At 58.8% G+C, this 23612-nt stretch carries 24 protein-coding genes; 8 read left to right on the top strand and 16 right to left on the bottom strand.

Going from position 1 to position 23612, the window contains the following annotated elements; all coding sequences use genetic code 11:
• Window positions 1-103: 103 nt before the first annotated feature.
• Together AC3ITA_RS23445 and argF are read right to left on the bottom strand one after the other, a co-directional pair.
• Complete coding sequence (locus AC3ITA_RS23445; protein ID WP_489278462.1) at window positions 104-1213, bottom strand: ABC transporter ATP-binding protein; 1110 nt, start codon at window positions 1211-1213, stop codon at window positions 104-106.
• Window positions 1210-2130, bottom strand: coding sequence for an ornithine carbamoyltransferase (gene argF / locus AC3ITA_RS23440; protein WP_095943828.1), 921 nt, complete (start codon window positions 2128-2130; stop codon window positions 1210-1212). Before argF ends, AC3ITA_RS23445 begins: the two co-directional genes overlap by 4 nt.
• A gap of 474 nt (window positions 2131-2604) precedes the next feature.
• Here argF and AC3ITA_RS23435 point away from each other — a divergent pair, with 474 nt between their 5' ends.
• Both AC3ITA_RS23435 and grxD read left to right on the top strand, forming a co-directional pair.
• The gene (locus AC3ITA_RS23435) at window positions 2605-4713 is read left to right on the top strand and encodes a molybdopterin oxidoreductase family protein (protein ID WP_489278459.1); all 2109 of its coding nucleotides are present in this window, start codon (window positions 2605-2607) and stop codon (window positions 4711-4713) included.
• A 97-nt stretch (window positions 4714-4810) separates the two neighbouring features.
• Window positions 4811-5152: a Grx4 family monothiol glutaredoxin gene (gene grxD, locus AC3ITA_RS23430; protein WP_064679482.1), complete on the top strand. Its 342-nt coding sequence runs from the start codon at window positions 4811-4813 to the stop codon at window positions 5150-5152.
• A 197-nt stretch (window positions 5153-5349) separates the two neighbouring features.
• On the opposite strand, the gene bfr is transcribed toward grxD, so the two are convergent.
• On the bottom strand, window positions 5350-5826 hold the full coding sequence (gene bfr / locus AC3ITA_RS23425; protein WP_008053519.1) for a bacterioferritin: 477 nt from the start codon (window positions 5824-5826) through the stop codon (window positions 5350-5352).
• 198 nt (window positions 5827-6024) lie between these two features.
• Window positions 6025-6243, bottom strand: a complete 219-nt coding sequence (locus AC3ITA_RS23420; RefSeq protein WP_095943830.1) for a bacterioferritin-associated ferredoxin — start codon at window positions 6241-6243, stop codon at window positions 6025-6027.
• Between the two features lie 312 nt (window positions 6244-6555).
• Here AC3ITA_RS23420 and AC3ITA_RS23415 point away from each other — a divergent pair, with 312 nt between their 5' ends.
• Window positions 6556-7158, top strand: coding sequence for a peroxiredoxin (locus AC3ITA_RS23415; RefSeq protein WP_095943831.1), 603 nt, complete (start codon window positions 6556-6558; stop codon window positions 7156-7158).
• Between the two features lie 195 nt (window positions 7159-7353).
• Here the strand turns inward: AC3ITA_RS23415 and rnt are convergent, their stop codons facing one another.
• Together rnt and pyrC are read right to left on the bottom strand one after the other, a co-directional pair.
• Window positions 7354-8031: a ribonuclease T gene (rnt, locus tag AC3ITA_RS23410; RefSeq protein WP_007997489.1), complete on the bottom strand. Its 678-nt coding sequence runs from the start codon at window positions 8029-8031 to the stop codon at window positions 7354-7356.
• On the bottom strand, window positions 8028-9074 hold the full coding sequence (pyrC, locus tag AC3ITA_RS23405) for a dihydroorotase (RefSeq protein ID WP_008053524.1): 1047 nt from the start codon (window positions 9072-9074) through the stop codon (window positions 8028-8030). The genes rnt and pyrC overlap by 4 nt, the downstream gene beginning before the upstream one ends.
• A gap of 159 nt (window positions 9075-9233) precedes the next feature.
• On the opposite strand from pyrC, the gene AC3ITA_RS23400 reads away from it, so the two are divergent.
• A complete protein-coding gene (locus AC3ITA_RS23400) occupies window positions 9234-10139 on the top strand; it encodes a flagellar protein MotY (RefSeq protein WP_095943832.1) in 906 nt (301 codons plus the stop codon).
• A 129-nt stretch (window positions 10140-10268) separates the two neighbouring features.
• Window positions 10269-11486, top strand: a complete 1218-nt coding sequence (locus tag AC3ITA_RS23395; protein WP_007985864.1) for an argininosuccinate synthase — start codon at window positions 10269-10271, stop codon at window positions 11484-11486.
• Window positions 11487-11630: 144 nt separating this feature from the next.
• On the opposite strand, the gene AC3ITA_RS23390 is transcribed toward AC3ITA_RS23395, so the two are convergent.
• Window positions 11631-12329, bottom strand: a complete 699-nt coding sequence (locus AC3ITA_RS23390) for a hypothetical protein (protein ID WP_095943833.1) — start codon at window positions 12327-12329, stop codon at window positions 11631-11633.
• 543 nt (window positions 12330-12872) lie between these two features.
• Here AC3ITA_RS23390 and AC3ITA_RS23385 point away from each other — a divergent pair.
• Window positions 12873-13499 (top strand): response regulator transcription factor, encoded by a 627-nt coding sequence (locus AC3ITA_RS23385; RefSeq protein WP_008053528.1) that lies wholly within the window; start codon window positions 12873-12875, stop codon window positions 13497-13499.
• Between the two features lie 80 nt (window positions 13500-13579).
• On the opposite strand, the gene AC3ITA_RS23380 is transcribed toward AC3ITA_RS23385, so the two are convergent.
• From AC3ITA_RS23380 to metG, 8 genes are all read right to left on the bottom strand, one after another.
• Complete coding sequence (locus AC3ITA_RS23380) at window positions 13580-13759, bottom strand: PA3496 family putative envelope integrity protein (protein WP_007972325.1); 180 nt, start codon at window positions 13757-13759, stop codon at window positions 13580-13582.
• Between the two features lie 106 nt (window positions 13760-13865).
• Window positions 13866-14504, bottom strand: a complete 639-nt coding sequence (gene nth, locus AC3ITA_RS23375) for an endonuclease III (protein WP_489278453.1) — start codon at window positions 14502-14504, stop codon at window positions 13866-13868.
• A gap of 25 nt (window positions 14505-14529) precedes the next feature.
• Entirely contained in the window at window positions 14530-15114 is a 585-nt protein-coding gene (locus tag AC3ITA_RS23370) for an Rnf-Nqr domain containing protein (RefSeq protein ID WP_489278451.1), read from the bottom strand.
• On the bottom strand, window positions 15107-15718 hold the full coding sequence (locus AC3ITA_RS23365) for an RnfABCDGE type electron transport complex subunit G (RefSeq protein ID WP_489278450.1): 612 nt from the start codon (window positions 15716-15718) through the stop codon (window positions 15107-15109). Before AC3ITA_RS23365 ends, AC3ITA_RS23370 begins: the two co-directional genes overlap by 8 nt.
• Entirely contained in the window at window positions 15715-16701 is a 987-nt protein-coding gene (locus AC3ITA_RS23360; RefSeq protein ID WP_489278448.1) for an RnfABCDGE type electron transport complex subunit D, read from the bottom strand. Before AC3ITA_RS23360 ends, AC3ITA_RS23365 begins: the two co-directional genes overlap by 4 nt.
• On the bottom strand, window positions 16688-17701 hold the full coding sequence (gene rsxB / locus AC3ITA_RS23355; protein WP_150672381.1) for an electron transport complex subunit RsxB: 1014 nt from the start codon (window positions 17699-17701) through the stop codon (window positions 16688-16690). Before rsxB ends, AC3ITA_RS23360 begins: the two co-directional genes overlap by 14 nt.
• Window positions 17698-18267, bottom strand: coding sequence for an electron transport complex protein RnfA (locus tag AC3ITA_RS23350; protein ID WP_095943839.1), 570 nt, complete (start codon window positions 18265-18267; stop codon window positions 17698-17700). Before AC3ITA_RS23350 ends, rsxB begins: the two co-directional genes overlap by 4 nt.
• A 221-nt stretch (window positions 18268-18488) precedes the next feature.
• Window positions 18489-20540, bottom strand: a complete 2052-nt coding sequence (gene metG, locus AC3ITA_RS23345) for a methionine--tRNA ligase (RefSeq protein WP_095943840.1) — start codon at window positions 20538-20540, stop codon at window positions 18489-18491.
• 186 nt (window positions 20541-20726) lie between these two features.
• On the opposite strand from metG, the gene apbC reads away from it, so the two are divergent.
• Window positions 20727-21821 carry an iron-sulfur cluster carrier protein ApbC gene (gene apbC, locus AC3ITA_RS23340; RefSeq protein WP_095943841.1) on the top strand — a complete coding sequence of 365 codons (1095 nt, stop codon included), beginning with the start codon at window positions 20727-20729 and terminating at the stop codon, window positions 21819-21821.
• Between the two features lie 121 nt (window positions 21822-21942).
• On the opposite strand, the gene AC3ITA_RS23335 is transcribed toward apbC, so the two are convergent.
• A complete protein-coding gene (locus AC3ITA_RS23335; RefSeq protein ID WP_095943842.1) occupies window positions 21943-22701 on the bottom strand; it encodes an SDR family oxidoreductase in 759 nt (252 codons plus the stop codon).
• Between the two features lie 163 nt (window positions 22702-22864).
• Here AC3ITA_RS23335 and AC3ITA_RS23330 point away from each other — a divergent pair, with 163 nt between their 5' ends.
• Complete coding sequence (locus AC3ITA_RS23330) at window positions 22865-23596, top strand: HugZ family pyridoxamine 5'-phosphate oxidase (RefSeq protein ID WP_489278444.1); 732 nt, start codon at window positions 22865-22867, stop codon at window positions 23594-23596.
• The last annotated feature ends 16 nt before the right edge of the window (window positions 23597-23612 follow it).

The following is a 23612-nucleotide window of genomic DNA, read 5'->3' as shown; positions in this document are numbered from 1 at the left end:
GCTTGCTCGCGATGGACGTCAACGATAACGCGTGCAACCGGAATGAACGCGTTATCCAGACGTTTTTCGCGAGCAAGCTCGCTCCTACAGGTTTTTTTGTGTATCAGTTGGCCGTGCTGTAGCGGCGGACACCGGATTCAGCCACCGGAATCTGCGCTGCCGTGCTGCCGGACGCCTGGAACAGCACCAGGTGTTCAGCCGCGACACGAATCCCCACATCCGCCCCAACCTGACGGTCGACATGGCTCGGGAAGATCGATTCCAGCTGTGCGCCTGTCGGCAGTTGCAAGCGATACAGGGTCGATGCACCCAGGAACGTCTTGCCGGCGATTCGCGCCTTCAGTGCGCTGTCCGGCGCATAGACGATATCGTCCGGGCGCAGCAGTACGTCCACTGCGCCGCCTACCGGCCAGGTGTAGGCCCGATTGCCGCGCAATTCACCCAACTCGGTTTGCACTGATTCCGGGCTGCTCAACTGACCGCGAATGAAATAGCCCTGGCCGATGAAGCTCGCGACAAAGGGTGTCAGCGGTTCGTGGTACAGGTTGTAGGGCGTATCCCACTGTTCCAGGCGACCTTCCTTGAACACGCCAACGTGGTCGCTGACCGCGAAGGCTTCTTCCTGGTCGTGAGTCACCAGAATTGCACTGGTGCCTCGGGCCTTGAGGATGTCGCGTACTTCATGGCTGAGCTTGCGGCGCAATTCGCCATCAAGGTTGGAGAACGGTTCGTCGAGCAGCAGCAGTTGCGGTTCCGGCGCCAGGGCGCGGACCAGGGCGACACGTTGCTGCTGACCACCGGAAAGCTCGTGGGGGAAGCGCTTGCCGAGGTTCTTCAGGTTTACCAGTTCCAGCAGCTCTTCGGTCACGCGATCCTTTTGTGGATGCTTGCGAATGCCGAAGGCGATGTTGTCGGCCACGCTCAAATGCGGAAACAGCGCGTAGTCCTGGAACACCATGCCGATGCGACGTTTCTCCGGCGCAAGGGTGAAGCCGGCGCTGGAGATGATCTCGCCAGCCAGCTGGATTTCACCTTCGTGAACCGGTTCGAAACCGGCAATCGCCCGCAGGGTGGTGGTCTTGCCGCAGCCCGACGAGCCCAGCAGGCAACCAATGTCGCCTGCGTTCAGGTGCAGGTTGAGGTTCTGCACCACGCGCTGGTCTTGATAGCCGCAGGCGAGGTTGCGCAGGTTAAGCAGTAATGGCTGGCTCATGCGTGGTGATACGAAGGTGGGACGAGGAACTCGAGCAGGGCTTTTTGCGCGTGCAGACGGTTTTCGGCTTGATCCCAGGCCACCGAGCGTTTGTCATCGAGCAGGTCGACGCTGATCTCCTCGCCACGGTGCGCCGGCAGGCAGTGCATGAACAGCACGTCGTCAGCGGCCAGGTCGAGCAGGGCGCGGTTGACCTGGTACGGTGCGAACAATTGCAGACGCTTGGCGGTTTCCTCTTCCTGGCCCATGGAGGTCCAGACGTCGGTGCTCACCAGGTGTGCACCCCGCACGGCTTCCTTCGGATCGCGAACGATGGTGACCCGGTCGCCAGCCTTGGCCAGGAACACCGGGTTGGGCTCGTAGCCTTGCGGGCAGGCAACGCGCAACTGGAAGTCGAACTGGATCGCCGCTTCTATATAGCTGTTGCACATGTTGTTGCCGTCGCCGATCCAGGCCACGGTCTTGCCCTGGATGGAGCCGCGGTGTTCGAGGAAGGTCTGCATGTCGGCCAGCAGCTGGCACGGGTGCAGGTCATCGGACAGGCCATTGATCAGAGGAACGCGCGAATTGGCGGCGAACTCGGTCAGAGTGCTGTGGGAAAACGTACGGATCATTACCGCATCGAGCATGCTCGACATGACAATCGCGGCGTCGCCGATCGGCTCGCCACGGCCCAGTTGGGTGTCACGGGGCGACAGGAAGATCGCCTGGCCACCGAGCTGGATCATGCCGGCCTCGAAGGAGATCCGGGTACGGGTCGAGGATTTCTCGAAAATCATCCCCAGGACGCGGTTTTTCAGCGGCTCGAACAGTACGCCGCGGTTACGCAGGTCCTTGAGCTCAACGCCTCGACGGATCACGCTGACCAGCTCTTCGGGCGTGCAATCCATCAGGGAGAGAAAGTGCCTTGCGCTCATCATTGACTACCTTTTGCTACAAACCGCAGATGCTCAAAGCCTTGTTTAACGGAACAACGGGCGAGACCTGCGGCGTAAGCCGCACGGGGCGACGAAATAGGGGAAGGCGCGATCTTATAATTAAATGTCGCGTCTTACCAATAGGGCTACAGTTTTTAGGGAGTTTCAGAGGTGCTACGGGTTCACCGAGGTAGCGCTTTTGAAGCCTGTTTCCTGATAGCAGCGGTTCATTTGTACACCGGCCCCTCGGGGCTTGGCAATCAGGAGGGGCGGCAATGGTGCGCTGACAGTCGGTTTGCGACCTGTCATTCATCAGTGCCGGGCTCGACGGTCGAACTGAACTCGGGTGGCCATCGGCTGGCCTGATAACCCTCGATTCACAAGACGAACGTCGCTGGCGTGGCGGCGGCTCCGGCGCCATAGTTTTGTTTCCGCGGCCGACGTCGCCCGCCCAAAACAAGACAGAGACTGGCCATGACCAAGACTCTCCATCACCGTGCGTGCCATTTGTGCGAAGCCATCTGTGGCCTGACCATCGAAACCACCGAGGTCGAAGGCGGTAACGTCCAGATCACTTCGATCAAGGGCGACTCCCAGGACACGTTCAGCCGTGGGCACATCTGCCCCAAGGCCGTAGCCCTGCAAGACATCCAGAACGATCCGGATCGCCTGCATCAGCCGATGCAGCGGGTGGGCAATGAGTGGCAGCCCATCGAGTGGGAAGCGGCATTCAATCTGGTCGCCGAACGCCTCGCCGCCATTCAGGAGCATCACGGGCAAAACGCCGTGGCGGTCTATCAGGGCAACCCGAGCGTGCACAATTACGGGCTGATGACCCACAGCAATTACTTTCTCGGCCTGTTGAAAACCCGCAACCGGTTTTCCGCGACGTCGGTCGATCAATTGCCCCATCACCTGACCAGTCATTTGATGTACGGCCACGGTTTGTTGCTGCCGATCCCGGACATCGATCACACCGATTTCATGCTGATCCTGGGCGGCAACCCGCTGGCTTCGAACGGCAGCATCATGACCGTGCCCGATGTGGAAAAACGCTTGAAGGCGATACAGGCCCGGGGCGGCAAGGTGGTGGTGGTCGATCCGCGCCGTAGTGAGACGGCGGCGATTGCCGACCAGCATCTGTTCGTGCGCCCGGGCGGTGATGCCGCGCTGTTGTTCGGCCTGCTCAATACCTTGTTCGCTGAAGGTCTGACCCGCGACAGCCATCTGCCGGTGGATGGCCTGGAGGACGTACGGGAGGCCGTCGCGCCGTTCACCGCCGAGGCCATGAGTCCGTTGTGCGCCGTACCGGCCGAACAGATCCGCCAATTGGCGCGAGACTTCGCCGCGGCACCGAGTGCAGTCTGCTATGGCCGCATGGGCGTTTCGACCCAGGCCTTCGGTACGCTGTGCCACTGGGTGGTGCAGTTGATCAACCTGGTCACCGGCAATCTCGATCGTGTGGGTGGCGCCTTGTGCACCGAGCCTGCGGTGGACCTGGTGGCGACGACTTCGGGCGGGCATTTCAATCTGTGGCAGAGCCGGGTTTCCGGGCGCCCGGAGTACGCCGGAGAGTTGCCAGTGTCGGCGCTGGCGGAGGAGATGCTCACCGAAGGGGAAGGGCAAGTCCGCGCGCTGATCACGGTGGCGGGCAATCCGGTGCTGTCCACACCCAATGGCCGAAAGCTCGAGCAGGCGCTGGACGGGCTGGAGTTCATGGTCAGTATCGACCTGTACATCAATGAAACCACGCGTTACGCCGACTTGATCCTGCCATCCACATCGGCGCTGGAAAACGACCATTACGACACCACGTTCAACCTGTTCGCGGTGCGCAATGTCAGCCGTTTCAACCGCGCGATCCTCGCCAAACCCCAAGGTGCATTGCACGACTGGGAAATTTTCGTCGGGCTGGCCAAGGCGTTTGCCGCCAGAACCGGCAAAGAGTTGAAGTCCACCATCGCCCCAGCGCAAATGATCGATCGCGGCCTGCGCATGGGGATGTACGGCGACAATTCAGAGCACAAACTGTCGCTGGCGACTTTGTTCGATTATCCCCATGGCGTCGATCTGGGCGCGCTCAAGCCTAACCTGACGCCCCGCCTGAAGACTGCCAGTCAACGCATCCAGGCCGCACCGGCCGCGATTCTCGCTGATCTGGTGCGCTTCGCAGCCTTGCAGGCACCGGCCGCCGACGAGTTGTTGATGATTGGCCGCCGGCATGTACGCAGCAACAACTCATGGATGCATAACTATCATCGGCTGGTGAAAGGCAAGCCACGCCACCAGTTGCTGATGCATCCGGACGACCTGGCCAGTCGCGGGCTCAGTGACGGGCAGCGCGTTCGGGTCAGCTCGCGGGTGGGTGTGATCGAAGTCGAAGTGCTTGGCAGTCTGGACATGATGAAAGGTGTGGTCAGCCTGCCTCACGGCTGGGGTCACGCGCGGCCGGGCGTGCAAATGACGATTGCCAGCAGCCAGCCAGGCTCCAGCGCCAACGACCTGACCGACGACTGCCAACTTGACGAGTTGTCGGGAAATGCTGCACTTAATGGTGTGCCGGTGACCGTGGCGGCGGCTTGAGTCAGTCTGACGGAGAGACCGAGCAGGGCGCTCGGCTTTCCGTTACAATGCGCCACCGTGCCGACCCATGAGTCGGAAAGTTCAGCCGAGGTGCTCCATGGATATCATCGAAACGATTAAAGAGCAGATTGCCAACAACACCATTCTGCTTTACATGAAAGGCTCGCCGAATGCCCCGCAGTGCGGCTTCTCCGCGAAAGCCGCGCAGGCCGTGATGGCGTGTGGCGAAAAGTTTGCGTACGTGGACATCCTGCAGAACCCGGAAATCCGCGCCAACCTGCCAAAATACGCCAACTGGCCAACCTTCCCGCAACTGTGGGTCGGTGGTGAGCTGGTCGGCGGCAGCGACATCATGACTGAAATGGCGGCTGACGGTTCGCTGCAAGCCACCATCAAGGCTGCTGTCGAAGCCGCTGCTGCCAACAAGTCCGAAGCCTGATTCGCTTCCTGCTTCCTGTAGGAGCGAGCATGCTCGCGATGGTCGTTAACGATAACGCTGGGAGCCTGGTTCCCCGCAGCGCTCTCTAGTCCATCGCGAGCATGCTCGCTCCTACAATAAAAGCAGCAGGCACAAAAAAGCCCCGCCTCTTAAAAGAGAGCGGGGCTTTTTATAGCATCGAGATTAACGGAACGAAGTTACTCGTCTTCGCCCATCTGCGATTGCAGGTAGTTTTCAAGACCCACTTTATCGATCAGCCCTAACTGGGTTTCCAGCCAGTCGATATGTTCTTCTTCGGACTCGAGGATATCTTCAAGCAGTTCACGGCTACCGAAATCGCCAACTGTTTCGCAATGCGCGATGGCTACTTTCAGATCGGCATGGCCGGTTTTTTCGATACGCAGGTCGCACTCCAGCATTTCCTTGGTGTGCTCGCCGATGTGCAGCTTGCCCAGGTCCTGGACGTTCGGCAGGCCTTCAAGGAACAGGATGCGCTTGATCAGCTTGTCCGCGTGCTTCATCTCGTCGATGGATTCGTGGTATTCGTGCTTGCCGAGCTTGTTCAGGCCCCAATCTTCATACATGCGCGCATGCAGGAAATATTGATTGATCGCGACCAGCTCATTGGCAAGGATCTTGTTGAGATGCTGGATGACTGTAACGTCGCCTTTCATGATGGGGTCCTGCCCTGTATTAGCTGTCAATAGAGCAGAGTTTGAGCCGGGTATTTAATAGTGTCAAACCTAAGTTATTGAAACTTAAATGAAAATTAATCGGAATAAGAATGTTTGTGTTCCGCGTCTGGAGCATAACTAGTTGATTTTGAGGCATAAAAAAACCGGACATATGTCCGGTTCTTTGAAATTCGATATTTAAGCGGCTGTAAATTCTGCTGGAAAAGGAATTGCAGCCTGGGCCGATTGCAGTTTGGTCAAGGTCTCGCGGACCACTTCCTTGGCGAGGCAGGCACATTTGCCGCACTGACTGGCAACGCCGGTAGCCACACGGACTTCCTTGTAGCTGCAGCATCCTTCATAGATCGCATCGCGGATTTGACCGTCGGTGACGCCAGTGCAGAGGCAAACATACATAAGGAAGGTCCGTCGCTGATTGTGACTCAATTGCGATGGATCTTAATGTTAACGAGAATGATTGTCAAAGTGGTTTCAGAGCACTTTTCGCCATAAGCGGGTATGGCTGACGAACGGTCGGCCTGGCAAATCGGTGATCCAAAACCGTCGGGGATTTCATCGGACGGGGAAAAAAACAGCTAAGCCAGCTCAAACACGCGGTGTATGATGGTCGGTCTTTTGCGACCGGGGATCGTGTCACAGGGCTGTCGCCTCAGGGTGGCAGGCTGATGCGAACCCTGTTTCTCACGCTATTACACCAGGAGATATCCAATGAGCGTACTCGTAGGCAAACAAGCCCCTGACTTCACCGTACCGGCCGTACTCGGCAATGGCGAGATCGTTGACAGCTTCACCCTGTCCTCGGCGATCAAAGGCAAATACGGCCTGGTGTTCTTCTACCCGCTGGACTTCACCTTCGTTTGCCCGTCCGAGCTGATCGCTCTGGACAACCGCATGTCTGAGTTCAAGGCACGCAACGTTGAAGTGATCGCTGTTTCGATCGACTCGCACTTCACCCACAACGCATGGCGCAACACTCCAGTGAACAGCGGCGGTATCGGCCAGGTTCGCTACACCATGGCTGCCGACATCAAGCAGGACATCATGAAGGCCTACGACGTTCAGTCCGCTGACGGCGTGGCATTCCGTGGCGCGTTCCTGATCGACGACAAAGGCGTTGTCCGTTCGCAGATCATCAACGACCTGCCGCTGGGTCGTAACATGGAAGAGCTGATCCGTCTGGTCGACGCTCTGCAATTCCACGAAGAGCACGGCGAAGTCTGCCCTGCCAACTGGAAAAAAGGCGACAAAGGCATGAACGCTTCGCCAGAAGGCGTTGCCGCTTACCTGACCGAGCACGCTGCCGCTCTGTAAGGCGCACGCTCCCGCTGTAAAAAGCAGGTATAAAAAAACCGGCCGTCGAGGCCGGTTTTTTTATGGGCGTTTTTTGCTCTCTGTAGGAGCGAGCTTGCTCGCGATGGACTTGAGAACACCGCGGGGTGTCAGGCTCCCAGCGTCATCGTTGAAGACCATCGCGAGCAGGCTCGCTCCTACAAAGAGCCAGCAACATCAATCGTTGAAGTCTTCCCAGCCACCCATCTGTTTCCAGCGATTGACGATGCCGCAGAACAGCTCTGCCGTCTTCTCGGTGTCATAGCGAGCCGAGTGAGCCTCGCGACCGTCGAAGTCGATGTCCGCTGCCTGGCAAGCCTTGGCCAGTACGGTCTGGCCGTAAGCGAGGCCGGCGAGCGTTGCGGTATCGAAACTGGAGAACGGATGGAACGGGTTGCGCTTCATGTCCAGCCGCGCAACCGCTGCATTGAGGAAGCCCAGGTCGAAGCTGCTGTTATGCCCGACCAGAATCGCCCGTTTGCAGCCATTGGCCTTGAGGGCCTTGCGCACGCCACGGAAGATATCGTTCAGGGCTGACTCTTCGCTCACCGCCATGCGCAGCGGGTGATCGAGCTTGATCCCGGTAAACTCCAGGGCCGCCGCTTCGATGTTCGCGCCTTCGAACGGCTCGACACGGAAGAAGTAGGTGTGATCCGGGTAAACAAAACCCTTTTCATCCATGGCGATGGTGGTCGCGGCGATCTCCAGCAGGGCGTCGGTGGCCGAATTGAAGCCACCGGTCTCTACATCGACGACAACCGGCAGGTAACCACGGAACCTTGCCGCCATTGGATGACGAGGGCCGCCTCCGCCGCCATTGCCTTCCAGTTCGTCGTCGAAATGGTCTTCACTCACGCGTGTTCCTCCAGCAGGCGCCAGCGCAGTTTTTCACCGGCGCGCAGCGGGATAACGGTCAGCTCGCCAAATGGCAGGCTGGTCGGGGCGGTCCACTCTTCGCGGACCAGGGTGATGCGATCGGTGTTGGCCGGCAGGCCATAGAAGCGCGGGCCGTTGAGGCTGGCGAAGGCCTCGAGCTTGTCCAGCGCATTGCGCTGTTCGAAGGCCTCGGCATACATCTCGATGGCCGCATAGGCGGTGTAGCAACCGGCGCAACCGCAGGCCGCTTCCTTGGCGTGCTGGGCGTGGGGGGCCGAGTCGGTGCCGAGGAAGAACTTCTCGCTGCCGCTGGTGGCGGCGTCGAGCAGGGCTTCCTGGTGGGTATTGCGCTTGAGGATCGGCAGGCAATAGAAGTGCGGCCGAATCCCGCCCACCAGCATGTGGTTGCGGTTGTACAGCAGGTGATGCGCGGTGATGGTCGCGCCCACGTTGGCCGAGGCCGAGTTGACGAACTGCACGGCGTCCGCGGTGGTGATGTGTTCGAAGACCACTTTGAGGGTCGGGAAACGCTCGACCACACGACGCATGTGCTCGTCGATGAAGATTTTTTCGCGGTCGAACACGTCGACATCGCCCCGGGTGACTTCACCGTGGACCAACAATGGCATCCCGACTTCGGCCATGGCCTCGAGTGCAGGGAAGATCTTGTCGATGCTGGTGACGCCAGAATCCGAGTTGGTGGTCGCGCCGGCCGGGTACAGCTTGGCGGCGTGAATGAATCCGCTGGCCTTGGCCTCGCGAATTTCTTCAGGCTGGGTGCGGTCGGTCAGGTACAGGACCATCAGTGGCTCGAACAGGCTGCCGGCCGGGCGGGCAGCGAGAATCCGCTGGCGATAGCCGTCGGCTTCGGCCGCGTTGCGCACTGGTGGAACCAGGTTGGGCATGATGATGGCGCGGCCAAAGGTGCGCGCGACATCCGCGACGGTATTGGTCAACACGGCACCATCGCGAAGATGAATATGCCAGTCGTCGGGACGCAGCAGGGTCAGGCGGTCGGACATGAGGGGATTCCAGGCGGGTCAAACTCAAGGGAATGCTACCGGAAAAGACTCTTGCAGGCACTCGCTATCAAGTTTTGCAGGAAGCTTCCGATATCCAACAGGTATGCCGTAAACATGTGTGTGTCAGTCTTTTTGTTGTAGAAGCCAGTGGAGCCTCCCGTGCGCCAGCGTTATTTAGCCTTGCTCAGTGTGTTTGCCAGCCTTCCGGCGATGGCGCTCACTTTCCAGACCCGTCTGGAGAACATTGAGTGGACGGTAGAAGGTGACAAGTTCGAATGCCGCCTGACTCAGCCGATCACCGATTTCGGTTCGGGCGAGTTCGTGCGTCGTGCCGGCGAGCAGGCGACGTTTCGTCTGAAGGCCTACAACCCGATGATTGGCGGTGGCTCGGCGACGCTGCTGGCCGCTGCGGCGCCGTGGCAACCGGGGCGTGAAGACATCAACCTGGGCACCGTAAGGATTGGTAGTGGCAACGTATTGTTCAACAGCTCTAAGGTTCAGGCCGGGCGCCTGATCAGTGGCCTGATGGACGGTCGCAGCCCGGTGGTTCGACATTCCTCGGGGGATGGGCGGGTGTCGGAAGTACGCTTGTTGCCGGTCAGGTTCACGAAAGCGTTTGCCGACTATCAGGGGTGTGTCGCGAAACTGTTGCCACAGAATTTCGAACAGGTGAAACAATCCGAAATAGGCTTCCCCGGCGGCGGAATCGAACTCGACAGCGCCGCAAAAGCCAAATTGCAGGTGATGCTGGAGTACATGAAGGCCGATCCGACGGTCAATCATATCGAGCTCGACGGTCACTCCGACAACAGCGGCAACCGCCTGACCAACCGCGACCTGTCGCGGCGCCGAGCCCTGGCAGTGATGGAATTCTTCAAGGCCAACGGCATCCAGGAATCGCAAATCACTATGCGTTTCCATGGCGAGCGTTATCCGGTGGCGCCTAACACCAACAACACCAACCGCGCGAAGAACCGTCGAGTGGCGGTGCGCCTGGAGCGCGGAGCACCAGTGGAACAAGTCGCCCCGCAAGCGACGAAAGCGGCCGTTTCGGCAACTTCCTGACTATTTGGTCATCGTCGCGCCCTCGACATAATCTGTCGCTTCGTCGTCATAAGCTGTCGCGCCACTGTAAATTATTCTGCATGAGCGGTAGACTTCACGGCTTTCCGTAGAACCCCGTGGAGTGATGGCATGGCGGACGTAAACAAGGTCGTTCTGGCGTATTCCGGCGGCCTGGACACTTCGGTGATCCTCAAGTGGCTGCAGGATACTTATAACTGTGAAGTGGTGACCTTCACCGCTGACCTGGGTCAGGGCGAAGAGGTCGAACCTGCACGCGCCAAGGCTCAGGCCATGGGCGTCAAAGAGATCTACATCGACGATTTGCGCGAAGAGTTCGTGCGCGATTTCGTTTTCCCGATGTTCCGCGCCAACACCGTTTACGAAGGCGAGTACCTGCTGGGTACTTCCATCGCTCGTCCGCTGATCGCCAAGCGCCTGATCGAAATTGCCAACGAAACCGGCGCTGACGCCATTTCCCATGGCGCCACCGGCAAGGGTAACGACCAGGTTCGTTTCGAGCTCGGTGCATACGCCTTGAAGCCTGGTGTGAAAGTGATTGCCCCTTGGCGCGAATGGGACCTGCTGTCCCGTGAAAAGCTGATGGACTACGCCGATAAGCACGCGATCCCGATCGAGCGCCACGGCAAGAAGAAGTCCCCGTACTCCATGGATGCCAACCTGCTGCACATCTCCTATGAAGGCGGCGTGCTGGAAGACACCTGGACCGAGCACGAAGAAGACATGTGGCGCTGGACCGTTTCCCCGGAAAACGCTCCAGACAAACCGCAGTACCTGGAACTGACCTACCGCAACGGCGACATCGTCGCGCTGGACGGCGTCGAAATGACTCCGGCCACCGTACTGGCGACCCTGAACCGTATCGGTGGTGAGCACGGTATCGGCCGTCTCGACATCGTCGAAAACCGTTACGTGGGCATGAAGTCCCGTGGCTGCTACGAAACCCCTGGCGGCACCATCATGTTGCGTGCCCACCGTGCGATCGAATCGATCACCCTGGACCGCGAAGTGGCTCACCTCAAAGACGAGTTGATGCCCAAGTACGCCAGCCTGATCTACACCGGCTACTGGTGGAGCCCTGAGCGTCTGATGCTGCAACAGATGATCGATGCGTCCCAGGTCAATGTGAACGGCGTTGTGCGCCTGAAGCTGTACAAGGGCAATGTGATCGTCACTGGCCGCAAGTCCGACGACTCGCTGTTCGATGCCAACATCGCTACCTTCGAAGAAGATGGCGGCGCGTACAACCAGGCGGATGCAGCGGGCTTCATCAAGCTCAATGCCCTGCGCATGCGCATTGCGGCGAACAAAGGCCGGAAGCTGTTCTGAGACCTTTGAAATCGTGATGGATACCTGACCTCGTCCTCGACGGGGTCAGGTACCTGAAAACGGGGTATGACACCAGTTACTGCGTGGTCGGGTGTTTTCGTTTGCGCTGATGATTTCCTGTTTTTATCCTTCCAATAGCCTGTTCTATGGGTTGTTGTTTGCCGGTTGCCCGGCCTGATCAATGACCGACAACCTGTGCGAGTCCGGATTGTAGGCCACATGAAAGTCGGCACTGCGCTTGCTGGCCTGCTTTGAATGTACAAGCGCACTGGCTTTCAGTAATTTCTCCGAAACGGCACAAGTGACAAACAGAATCACGTACGCCGTCTTTTCCCGTGGCCTCTGGATTTTCTCCAGCAGCGCTCCAAACTCGACCTCTTCGCTCATCCAGCGTACATCAACGATGTACAGGTCTTTTACCGGTTCCGGTAACTGAAGGTGATGCTGAACGGAGACAGTGGTTTGCAGACCGATCCCGGTTGGCGGGTCCTGCGCGCCACAGGGCATGCGAGCTGACTGCCAGTCATTCGTCGACGTTTCCAGACCGGGGTTTTCAGACGGCTTTGCGCACGCTTTTTTTTCCGAGCGCCCAACATCATCCATAACCTTCATGAAGTGCTTGCCCTTTTCAAAGTCCGAGGGCGCATAAAGTGATTTATAGTTGAAGTTGAGTGTCGCGAAAAAAAGTAAAAGCAGATAGAACGGAAAACTGATCAGGAACCAGACGTAGAGTTCTCTTTCTTCCTGATCAAGGAAGGGTAGAGAGACGGCTGCCGAAGTCTCAGAGAGCGCTGCGAATATCGCGATAATTGTCATTGGGTTGGTGATTCGTTTTTTTATCATGTTCTGTACTCATGCCGGATTGTCTGTTCTCGAGTGGTTTATGGGGTTGGTCTGATGTGGTGGTTATTGTAGTGATTTTTATTGCTTGTTGGTTTTTGACTGGTTTTATTTGTTTTCTGTATTGCTCTTCGAATTCTTGAATGGGGGGGTGTTTTAATGATTGCTCAAAAAATATTATTTTCTGTAAGAGTAATTGGATGCTGGGTGTGTGATATTTCTGGTGTGAGTGTTGAACACGAAAATATCAGTTACGTTTTAACGGGGAGATAGCGGCTAGTGTTTGTCGGGGCACGACCGATCAAACTGGCACTCGGAAAATTTTGGTCGTAAATCGACAGGGATGGCTGCTGGAAAGTGCGACACACTGACGCTGATACAGTTTTCAATTCACTCTGTTCGAGGGATTTTTGTAGGAGAAATCCGTGTTGTTTGTAGGGTATGTCTCTTGGTGTGGGTGGCCGGGAGGGGCGACATGCCATGGGTGAAACGACTAGGCTATTGTGCGGGCTCTAAAAATTCGAACAGCGAAAATTGGACTTGCCCATGAATAAAGTGCTGATCGTGGATGATCACCCCGTCATTCGTCTTGCGGTACGTATGCTAATGGAGCGTCATGGCTACGAGGTTATTGCAGAAACCGATAATGGTGTGGATGCACTGCAACTAGCCCGTGAACTTATGCCGGACATTGTCATTCTGGATATCGGGATTCCGAAGCTGGACGGGTTGGAAGTCATCGCGCGTTTGTCTTCGACTTCAATGCCGATGAAAGTGCTGATCTTGACTTCCCAGGCGCCGGGACATTTTTCGATGCGTTGCATGCAATCCGGTGCAGCCGGTTATGTCTGCAAACAACAAGACCTCACGGAGTTGCTCAGTGCAATAAAGGCCGTGTTGTCAGGTTACAGTTACTTTCCTAATCAAGCCTTGCATACCGTGCGTTGCAGTTTGGGGAATGCCAGTGAGGCCGATATGGTTGATCGCTTGTCGGGACGGGAAATGATGGTCCTGCAACAGTTGGCCCGAGGAAAGACCAATAAAGAGATTGCCGATGGGATGTTTCTCAGTAATAAAACAGTCAGTACTTATAAGACTCGCCTGTTGCTCAAGCTGAATGCGCGGTCTCTGGTCGATCTGATCGAGCTGGCACAGCGCAATGGTCTGGTGTGATGGCGTAACGGCGCGACAAGGAGCGCCTGGCGGGGTATGGCACTTAGAAAAAAGCCTCCGTTTCGGGAGGCTTTCAGGTGTCATAAGTCAAAATCGTAATCGGCCAATTGCTTTTGCAGTCGGCGCTCCTCCAGCAGGTTGTCGATGGTGCGGCGTTTGCTCAGATTAGTTTTCGCAACTTCAACCACCGGCTCAGCGTCATCGGTTTCGGCGGTGGTGAAATCGTCTTCTACGTCCAATTGCTCTTTGCCAGTACTCATTTAGTTGCTCCAGGCTAAGAAGGCCTTTGGCGCTCCTTATATCGACAATCTCCCGGCGGGTAAAAAAGATTTTTTCAATCGACAAATCAATAAACCTAATAGCGCCTCAATCGTCGGAGGTTTTGTGCTTGTATTCGCACAAGTCCTCGATCCGGCAGCTTCCGCAACGGGGCTTGCGGGCCAGGCAAACATAGCGGCCATGAAGGATCAGCCAGTGATGGGAGTCGAGCAGGTACTCCTTGGGCACGAATTTCATCAGTTTCTTCTCGACTTCCACCACATTCTTGCCGGGAGCAATACCCGTCCGGTTGCTGACCCTGAAGATATGCGTGTCGACGGCCATGGCCAGCTGACGGAATGCCGTATTGAGCACCACATTGGCGGTCTTGCGGCCGACGCCGGGCAGTGCTTCCAGCTCTTCGCGGGTTTGTGGCACTTCACCGGCGTGACGCTCGATCAGCAAGCGGCAGGTTTCGATCACGTTTTTCGCTTTGCTGTTGTACAGGCCGATGGTCTTGATGTACTCCGACAACCCCTCTACACCCAGGGCATGGATCGCTGCCGGGGTATTGGCGACCGGGAACAGCCTGGCTGTGGCTTTGTTGACGCCGACATCGGTCGACTGCGCCGAGAGAATCACGGCAATCAGCAATTCGAACGCTGAGGAATAGGCCAGCTCGGTCTTCGGTTCCGGGTTGTCCTCGTGCAGTCTGCGGAAAATTTCCAGACGTTTTGCGGCATTCATGGGCAGTACGTTTCCTCGAAGGCAATCAATGTGTGGGCGTTGGGCGCGAGGCCTGCCAGGCGGCGATCAGCAGTCCGAGCAGAATGAACCCGCCGGGGACCAATGTGGCCAGGCGCAGGCCACCATCAGCCGCCAGCACCCAGCCTTGCCAGTCAGTTGGCGTTGCGCCGATCAGCCACGATAGATGGTTTCCAAGTGTTCCGTTGCCGATGAGTTCGCGCAGCAGGCCCAGCGCGATCATTAGCGCGGCAAACAGGCCGTTGAGTCGCAGACGTTGACGCCAATCGTTCTGAAAGAACCCGGTGTGTTCCAGTACGACGCATTGCAAGGCGATGAAGGCGCTGTAAAACCCCAGATGCTGCTGCCATTGCAGCGACCAGGCTTGTGCCATGAGTTCCGCGCAACTGGTGAGCGTGGCCGCCAACAGGATGCTGGCCAGCAAGCGGGTCGCCGGGACCAGTCGGGATCGCAGGGCGCCCATGGCCAGACTGAACAGCTGAGTCACCACCATGAACATCAGGCACAGACCAACCGCGGCCATCAGCGAGTGAGTGGCGCCGATCAGTGGTGTCAGCATCAAGGCGTTGCGCAGAGTCGATGAGTTATCCATGGGCAGGGACTCCAAGCAGATGTTGCCGGTGTTCATCGAAGTAGCGCAAGGCGTCGTGGACGGCATTGATCACCGCTCTTGAGGTGATGGTTGCGCCTGCGATCTGATCGAATTGCCCCTGATCCTTTTTCAGCGCCCAGCCGCTGTCACCGGGTTCTGTTCGAGACTTGCCGGAAAAAACCTGGAGCCAGGCATTGGGCCAGTCGGCGATCCGCGCGCCCAGTCCTGGTGTTTCCGACTGTTTGAGGGTTTTGACGCCCAGCAACCTGCCATTGGCGTCGACAGCGATCAACAGGTCGATGGCACCGGCGTAGCCAAGGGTTTGACTGCGCAGCAACACCACGACGGGTTGATCGCCCCGGGTCGCCAGATAACCACCCAGCAAGGTGCTGTTGGTCAGTGCGGCTGCTTCAATTTTTATCGGGTGTTCGAGTGGTTGATTGTCGTAGCTGTCCGGCGCGATCAGGTCCAGCAGATGACGGCTGTCGATCAGGTGCTGTTCGGCTGCAATGCGTGGAGCGCTGCCGAGTTGCACGAAGTAGGTCATGCCAAGGCCCAGTGCGGCCAAAAGCACCACAAGCGCGAAGCTTGATGTCCGGCTCATGGCGCCTCCGGCTGTTGCCTGGCCGCCACGAACCGCTCCAGCGCCGGCACGCACAGGTTCATCAACAGCACGGCGAAGGCGATGCCGTCCGGGTAGCCACCCCAGGTACGAATCAGATAAGTCAGAAGCCCGACGCCGACGCCGAACAGTAACTTCGCGAGAGGGCTTCTGGCGCCGGACACCGGTTCGGTAATGATGAAGAACGCCCCCAGCATGGTCGCGCCGGTCAGCAAATGAAACAACGGTGAGCCATGGGAGTCGGAGCCCGAACCGTTCCAGCACAGCAGGCTGATGATGAACAGGCTGGCCAGCATGCCGACCGGTGCATGCCAACTGATCACCCTTCGCTGCAGCAGAAACATTCCACCCACCACAAAGGCCAGGTTCACCCATTCCACTCCCCGACCGCCTAAGTGGCCGAATGCCGGGTTGCCGGCAAACAGTTCATCCATGGTCAGGCTTTTGTTGATCCGCAGACTGTCCAGTGCCGTGGCCTGCACCCACGCATCCGGCGCGTGGCCGACGCCGAACACGTGCTGTAAACCGCTCTGCAGATCCATGCCATGGGGCGATGGCCAAAGGGTCATTGGTTGGGGAAAGGTCACCAGTACCAAGGCAAAACCGAGCATCGCCGGGTTGAAGGGATTCGAAGCGACGCCGCCATACAAGTGCTTGCCGAACACCATCGCAAAAGTGGCAGCACTGAGGGTCAGCCACCATGGGCAGTAAGGCGGCAGCGCCAGAGCCAGCAATGTGGCACTGACCAGCGCGCTACCGTCACTCAAGGTTGGCCCCGGCGGTCGCTGGCGCAAATGCACGACGGCGGCCTCGACGGCCAACGCGGCAGTGGCCGCCAGAACCAGATTGATCAACACGCCCCAGCCATACAGCCAGAACGCCGCCAAAATTCCCGGCAGCGTGGCCAACAGCACCAGTTTCATCGCCTGTTGCAGGCGATCATCCACGGCATCAAGGGCTGGCATGGGCGTCCACCAGGCGTTCGGCTTCACCGAGTGCGCGCTCCAGGGCTTCGATTTGCTGCGCCGGTGCTTCGTTGGCCCGAGCCTTCTTGAGTTCGGCGCGGCGCATGGCCAACTGGATCTTGGCCCGTTTCAGATCGGCATCATTTGACGACACAACTGCGGCCGTCGGCGCCGGGGCAGCTGGGGCGACGCTTTCCAGTTGCGCCAGGTTTTGTTCGGCGGCTTCGAACTGCTGTTGCAGGACGATCAACTGCGATTGCTGTTCAAAGGTCGGCGGATGCCCAAAGGCCTTCAGCGATTTGTGCAACTGCGCCCGACTCATCGCTACATCGATCTTGGCCTTTTTCAGCGCGGCATCGGCATTGGCGGTTTTCTGTGCGCGGACGCGCTCGAGAGCCGCCTGCACCGGGTCGGCTGCCGCCGCCGCAGGTTGCGCGGCTCGTTGCCTTGCCTGGCGCTCGGCGATTTTCTGTTGCTCCTCACGCTGCAAGCGAGCATTGCGTTGTTCGAAGCGGCGCCGTGCATGATCGCGCTTGAGGGTACGGGCCTGCCGCGCCTGCGGTGTGAGGGCCAGGCCCCCGACAACGGGCAGTACCGTGTTCGGCAGCAACGGGCGCATTTCGATACAGTCCACCGGACAGGGTGCCACGCAGAGGTCGCAACCGGTGCACTCATCGATGATCACCGTGTGCATCAGTTTGGCCGCGCCGACGATGGCATCGACCGGGCAGGCCTGAATGCACTTGGTGCAACCAATGCACTCGGCCTCGCGGATGTAGGCGATCTGCGCCGGGGCCGAGCCACGGCTGACATCCAGCTCCAGCACCGGCACCTTCAGCAGTTCGGCCAGGGCATTAATGGTTTCGTTGCCGCCGGGCGGACATTTGTTGATCGGCTCGCCATTGGCGATGCCTTCGGCGTACGGCTTGCACCCGGGGTGGCCGCACTTGCCGCATTGGGTTTGCGGCAAGAGTGCGTCGATGCTTTGAATCAGACTCATGTTTTGATCAGTCCGCTGAATCCGAGAAAGGCCACTGCGATCAGGCCGGCGCCGATCAGGTCGATCGGCAAGCCGCGAAAGGGCAGGGGAACATCGTTGTCGACCGTGCGTTCACGCAAATCGGTGAACAGGCTCAACACCAGCCAGAAGCCCAACCCTGCACCGAGGCTCAGGGCTGTGGCGTGAAAGAAGCCCTTGTCTTGCTGAGCATTGAGCAAGGCCACGCCGAGCACGCCGGCATTGCCCAGCAGCAACGGCCAGAGGCCTTCGAACGGCAGTGTCGAAAACACCCGTGCCAGCAACTTCAGCAGCGGGCTGATCAGCAACACGCTCAAAGGCAGAAATACAAACAGACGCAGCGGCGTCAACTGCAGTGGCACCAGCAGCCATTGATAGAGCGCGTAGCCGAGCATGCCCACGACCAGCATCAGGCAGGTCGTCGCAATGCCCAAGGCATGGACCTGACGGCGCTGACCGGCCAACAGCGGATCGACGGCCAACGGCCAATGCAACACGATGTTGTTGATCAGGGCGGCGCTGATAAGCGTAAGAAGTGCTTCGGTCATGATCGTGCCGGCAAGAACGGTAGTTTTTGTAGGAGCGAGCTCGCGATGGACTCAGGAGCGCCGCGTTCAACCTGTGGGCACGCATTATCGTTGACGACCATCGCGAGCAAGCTCGCTCCTACAGGAGCTTAGGCATTATCCGGCAAGGACGGAGGGTGGGCCAGACATGAAAATCCCACAGCCGCGCCAGGCACGACTGTGGGATCGATTTGCCGCAGACCTTACTTGATGCGCTGGCCCGGTTTGGCGCCGCTGTCAGGGCTGAGCAGGTAGATCTCTTCACCGCCAGGGCCGGCCGCCATCACCATGCCTTCGGAGATGCCGAACTTCATTTTCCGTGGCTTGAGGTTGGCGATCATCATGGTCAGGCGACCATCGAGCTTCGACGGATCCGGGTAAGCGCTCTTGATCCCGGAGAACACGTTGCGCTGCTCGTCACCGATGTCCAGGGTCAGGCGCAGCAGCTTGTCGGCGCCTTCCACGTGTTCGGCCTTGACGATCAGGGCGACACGCAGGTCGACGGCGGCAAAGGTGTCGAACTCGATTTCCGGCGACAACGGATCCTTGGCCAGTTCGCCATTGCCGGCAGGCGCGGCTGCGCCGGTGTCGGTCTGGCTGGCGGTCAGGTCTTCTTTCGAGGCGTCGGTCATGGCTTGCACCTTGACCGGGTCGATCCGGGTCATCAACGGCTTGAACTCGTTCAGCTGGTGGTTGCCGAGCAAGGTCGCGTGGTCGTTCCAGGTCAGCGGCGCGACGTTCAGGAACGCCTCGGCGTCGGCGGCCAGCAGCGGCAGCACTGGCTTGAGGAAGATCACCAGTTGGCGGAACAGATTGACGCCGGTGGCGCAGATGGCCTGGACTTCATCCTGTTTGCCTTCCTGCTTGTTCAGCGACCACGGTGCCTTGTCGGCGATCCAGGCGTTGGCGCGATCGGCCAGGCCCATGATTTCGCGCATGGCGCGGGCGAAGTCGCGAGCTTCATAGGCGTCGGCGATGCTTGGCGCGGCGGCCAGGAAGGCTTCGGTCAGCTCAGGCGCGGCGTTGGTGTCGACCATCACGCCGGCATTGCCCTTGTTGATGAAGCCGGCACAACGGCTGGCGATGTTGACGACCTTGCCCACCAGATCGGAGTTGACCTTCTGCACGAAGTCTTCGAGGTTCAGGTCGAGGTCGTCGACGCCGCGGCCCAGCTTGGCCGCGTAGTAATAGCGCAGGTATTCCGGCGACAGGTGGTCCAGGTAGGTCCGGGCCTTGATGAAGGTGCCGCGGGACTTGGACATCTTCTGGCCGTTGACGGTCAGGTAGCCGTGCACGTTGATCCCGGTCGGCTTGCGGTACCCTGCGCCTTCGAGCATGGCTGGCCAGAACAGGGCGTGGAAGTTGACGATGTCCTTGCCGATGAAGTGGTACAGCTCGGCGGTGGAGTCCTTGCCCCAGAACGCGTCGAAGTCCAGCTCCGGCGTGCGGTTGCACAGGTTCTTGAAGCTGGCCATGTAGCCGATCGGCGCATCCAGCCACACGTAGAAGTATTTGCCCGGCTCGTCGGGGATTTCAAAACCGAAGTACGGCGCATCGCGGGAGATGTCCCACTGTTGCAGGCCGGCATCCAGCCATTCGGCGATCTTGTTGGCCACGGCGTCTTGCAGGGTGCCGCTGCGGGTCCAGGTTTGCAGCATTTGCTGGAAGTCTGGCAGCTTGAAGAAGAAGTGCTGGGAATCCTTGAGCACCGGGGTGGCGCCGGAGATTGCCGACTTCGGATCCTTCAGGTCGGTCGGTGCGTAGGTCGCGCCGCATTTTTCGCAGTTGTCGCCGTACTGGTCTTCGGTGCCGCATTTCGGGCAGGTGCCCTTGATGAAGCGGTCGGCCAGGAACATTTTCTTTTCCGGGTCGAAGTACTGGGTGATCGAGCGCGTGGCGATGTGCCCGGCGTCACGCAGCTTCAGGTAGATCTGGCTCGACAGCTCACGGTTTTCTTCGGCGTGAGTGGAGTGGAAGTTATCGAAGTCCACCAGGAACTCGGCAAAGTCGGCGCTGTGTTCAGCCTGGACGTTGGCGATCAGTTGTTCCGGGGTGATGCCTTCCTTTTCCGCGCGCAGCATGATCGCCGATCCGTGGGCGTCGTCGGCGCAGACATAAATGCATTGATTGCCGCGGTGCTTCTGGAAGCGCACCCACATATCGGTCTGGATGTACTCCAGCATATGGCCAAGGTGGATCGAACCATTGGCATAGGGCAGGGCGCTGGTGACGAGGATCTTGCGTGGCTCGGACATGGGGCTCGGCTACTTGATGAAACGGAGGTCGGCCACTATAAAGCGCCGGCGCATATTTTTCACCCTGTGAGCCTGTTTCATTGGATGAGTAACAGGTGAAGGCTGCGATCTTTTCAACATCCCGCCAAACGTCTGGAACAGGTACGATACCCTCTATCTTTTCCAGTCCTGTTTTCGGAGTTGCCCATGAGCGCCGTCAATCGCGCAGCGGTGGAAGCCGTCCTTCGCCAATACACCGACCCTTACCTGAACCAGGACCCGGTCAGCGCCGGGTGCGTGCGCAACATCGAGATCCAGGGCGAGCGCGTCAGCGTTCAGCTTGAACTGGGTTACGCCGCCGGTCTGTTCAAGAGTGGCTGGGCGCAGATGCTGGAAATGGCCATTCAGGGTCTGGATGGCGTGGCGAGTGCCAAGGTCGAAATCACCAGTGTGATCGCCGCACACAAGGCCCAGGCACAGATTCCGGGCCTGGCGAACGTGAAAAACGTGGTGGCCGTGGCCTCCGGCAAGGGCGGCGTGGGCAAATCCACCACGGCGGCCAACCTGGCCCTGGCCCTGGCCCGCGAAGGCGCCAAGGTCGGGATCCTCGATGCGGACATCTACGGCCCGAGCCAGGGCATCATGTTCGGCATCCCCGAGCGCACCCGCCCCGAGGTCAAGGACCAGAAGTGGTTCGTTCCACTCAAGTCCCATGGCGTCGAGGTGATGTCCATGGCCTTCCTCACCGATGACAACACGCCGATGGTCTGGCGCGGGCCGATGGTCTCCGGCGCCCTGCTGCAACTGGTGACGCAAACCGCATGGGGTGACCTGGATTACCTGGTCATCGACATGCCGCCAGGCACCGGTGACATCCAGTTGACCCTGGCGCAGAAAGTCCCGGTGGCCGGCGCGGTCATCGTGACCACCCCGCAGGACCTGGCATTGCTGGACGCACGCAAGGGCGTGGAAATGTTCCGCAAGGTCAACATTCCGGTGCTGGGCGTGGTGGAAAACATGGCCGTGCACATCTGCTCCAACTGCGGACATGCCGAGCATCTGTTCGGTGAAGGCGGGGGCGTGAAGCTGGCCAACCAATATGGCGTCGAACTGCTGGCTTCGCTGCCGCTGTCGATGGTCATCCGCGAACAGGCCGATGGCGGCAAGCCAACGGTGATCGCCGAGCCTGACAGCCAGATTGCGATGGTCTACCAGGAACTGGCTCGTCACGTTGGCGCGCGGATCGTGTTGCAGGAAGCGTTGACGCCGGCGATGCCGAATATCAGCGTCAGCGACGACTAAATAAACTGAAATACGAATCCCTGTAGGAGCGAGCCTGCTCGCGATGGTGTATCAGTCGACACCGCGGTGCCTGACACACCTTCGCGAGCAGGCTCGCTCCTACAGTTGTTCTTTGTGCGTCTTAGATCCGCAACCCGCCATCCATCTCCAGGATCCGACCGGTGTAATAGTCGTTCTCGAAGATGTAAGCCGCCGAATGGGCGATTTCCTCAGGCTTGCCCATGCGCTTGAGCGGAATCCCGGCGGTCATCTTTTCCAGCGCTTCAGGCTTCATGCCCAGGGTCATTTCGGTTTCGATGAAACCCGGTGCAATGCCGGCCACGCGAATGCCGTAGCGTGCCAGTTCCTTGGCCCAGGTCACGGTCGCCGCGGCAACACCGGCCTTGGCCGCGGAGTAGTTGGTCTGACCGACGTTGCCGGCGCGGGAAATCGACGAGATATTGATGATCGCGCCGCTGTTGTTCAGCTCGACCATTTTCGCTGCGACTTCGCGAGTGCAAAGGAACACACCAGTCAGGTTGACGTCGATGACGGCCTGCCACTGGGCCAGGCTCATCTTGGTCATTTCGCCATCCTTGACCTTGAGCAACAGGCCGTCGCGCAGGATCCCGGCGTTGTTGATCAAGCCATGGATCGCGCCGAAGTCTTCAGCGACCTGGGCAACCATGTGGGTCACTTGCTCTTCGTTGGCCACGTTGCACAGGTAGGCGCGGGCCTCGACACCCCGGGCCTTGCAGGCCGCGACGGCGTCGTCGAGTTTTTCCTGGTTCAGGTCCACCAGCGCGAGCTTCGCGCCCAGGCCTGCGAAATACTCGGCCATGGAACGGCCTAAGCCCTGGCAACCGCCAGTGATAATGATTACTTTGTCAGTGAGTTGCATTCGCATGCCCCGGTAGCAGGTCTGAGTGGTTTCCTTTAGAGAGCCTCTCGATCTGCGCCTGACCTGGCTTGGCTGCACATGAGAACTGCCCCGATGGCGTGCTGGAACTTTCCACCAGCAGCCCGTCCGTTTTTCTGACGGATTCTATATAAGGAGTCATAAATTGAGCGTAGAAGCGGCTAAGCATGCACGAGAATTGCTTCTCAAGGAATACCGCGGAGTGCTCTCCACGCACTCCAAATCGATGCCCGGCTTTCCGTTCGGCTCCGTGGTTCCGTACTGCCTGGACGAGCAGGGCCGGCCGCTGATCCTGATCAGCCGTATCGCCCAGCACACTCATAACTTGCAAAAAGATCGGAAATGCTCGCTGTTTGTCGGCGAACGTGGCGCCGAAGATGTCCAGGCCGTTGGTCGACTGACTTACCTGGCCGAGGCCCGGCAGCTCGAAGACGAATCTGCCATCGAAGTCGCCTCCGAGCGTTACTACCGCTATTTCCCGGAGTCGCAGGGTTATCACAAGGCCCACGATTTCGATTTCTGGGTGCTTGAGCCTGTACGCCACCGTTACATCGGCGGTTTTGGCGCAATTCATTGGGTCAACGACCTGACCCTGGCCAATCCGTTCGCGGGCAAGGCCGAAGTGAGCATGGTCGAGCACATGAACGCCGATCACGCCAAGGCCATCGCCCATTACGTCGACCTGGCCGGGCTGCCGAAAAACGTGCCGGCACAAATGGTCGGTATCGATACCGAAGGCATGCACCTGCGTATCGGTCAAAGTCTGTACTGGTTGCCGTTTCAAGGGTCTTGTAATACGCCGACACAAGTTCGCGAAGCCTTGGTTTCTCTGGCCCACGCCGATCATTGGCCTCAAAATGAAGTGACCGACGCTTGAATTCACGAAACGGCGA

It is taken from the genome of Pseudomonas sp. GL_090, assembly GCF_057837765.1.
Note: the sequence above shows the minus strand (reverse complement) of the source record. Positions and strands in the feature narration are given on the sequence as shown.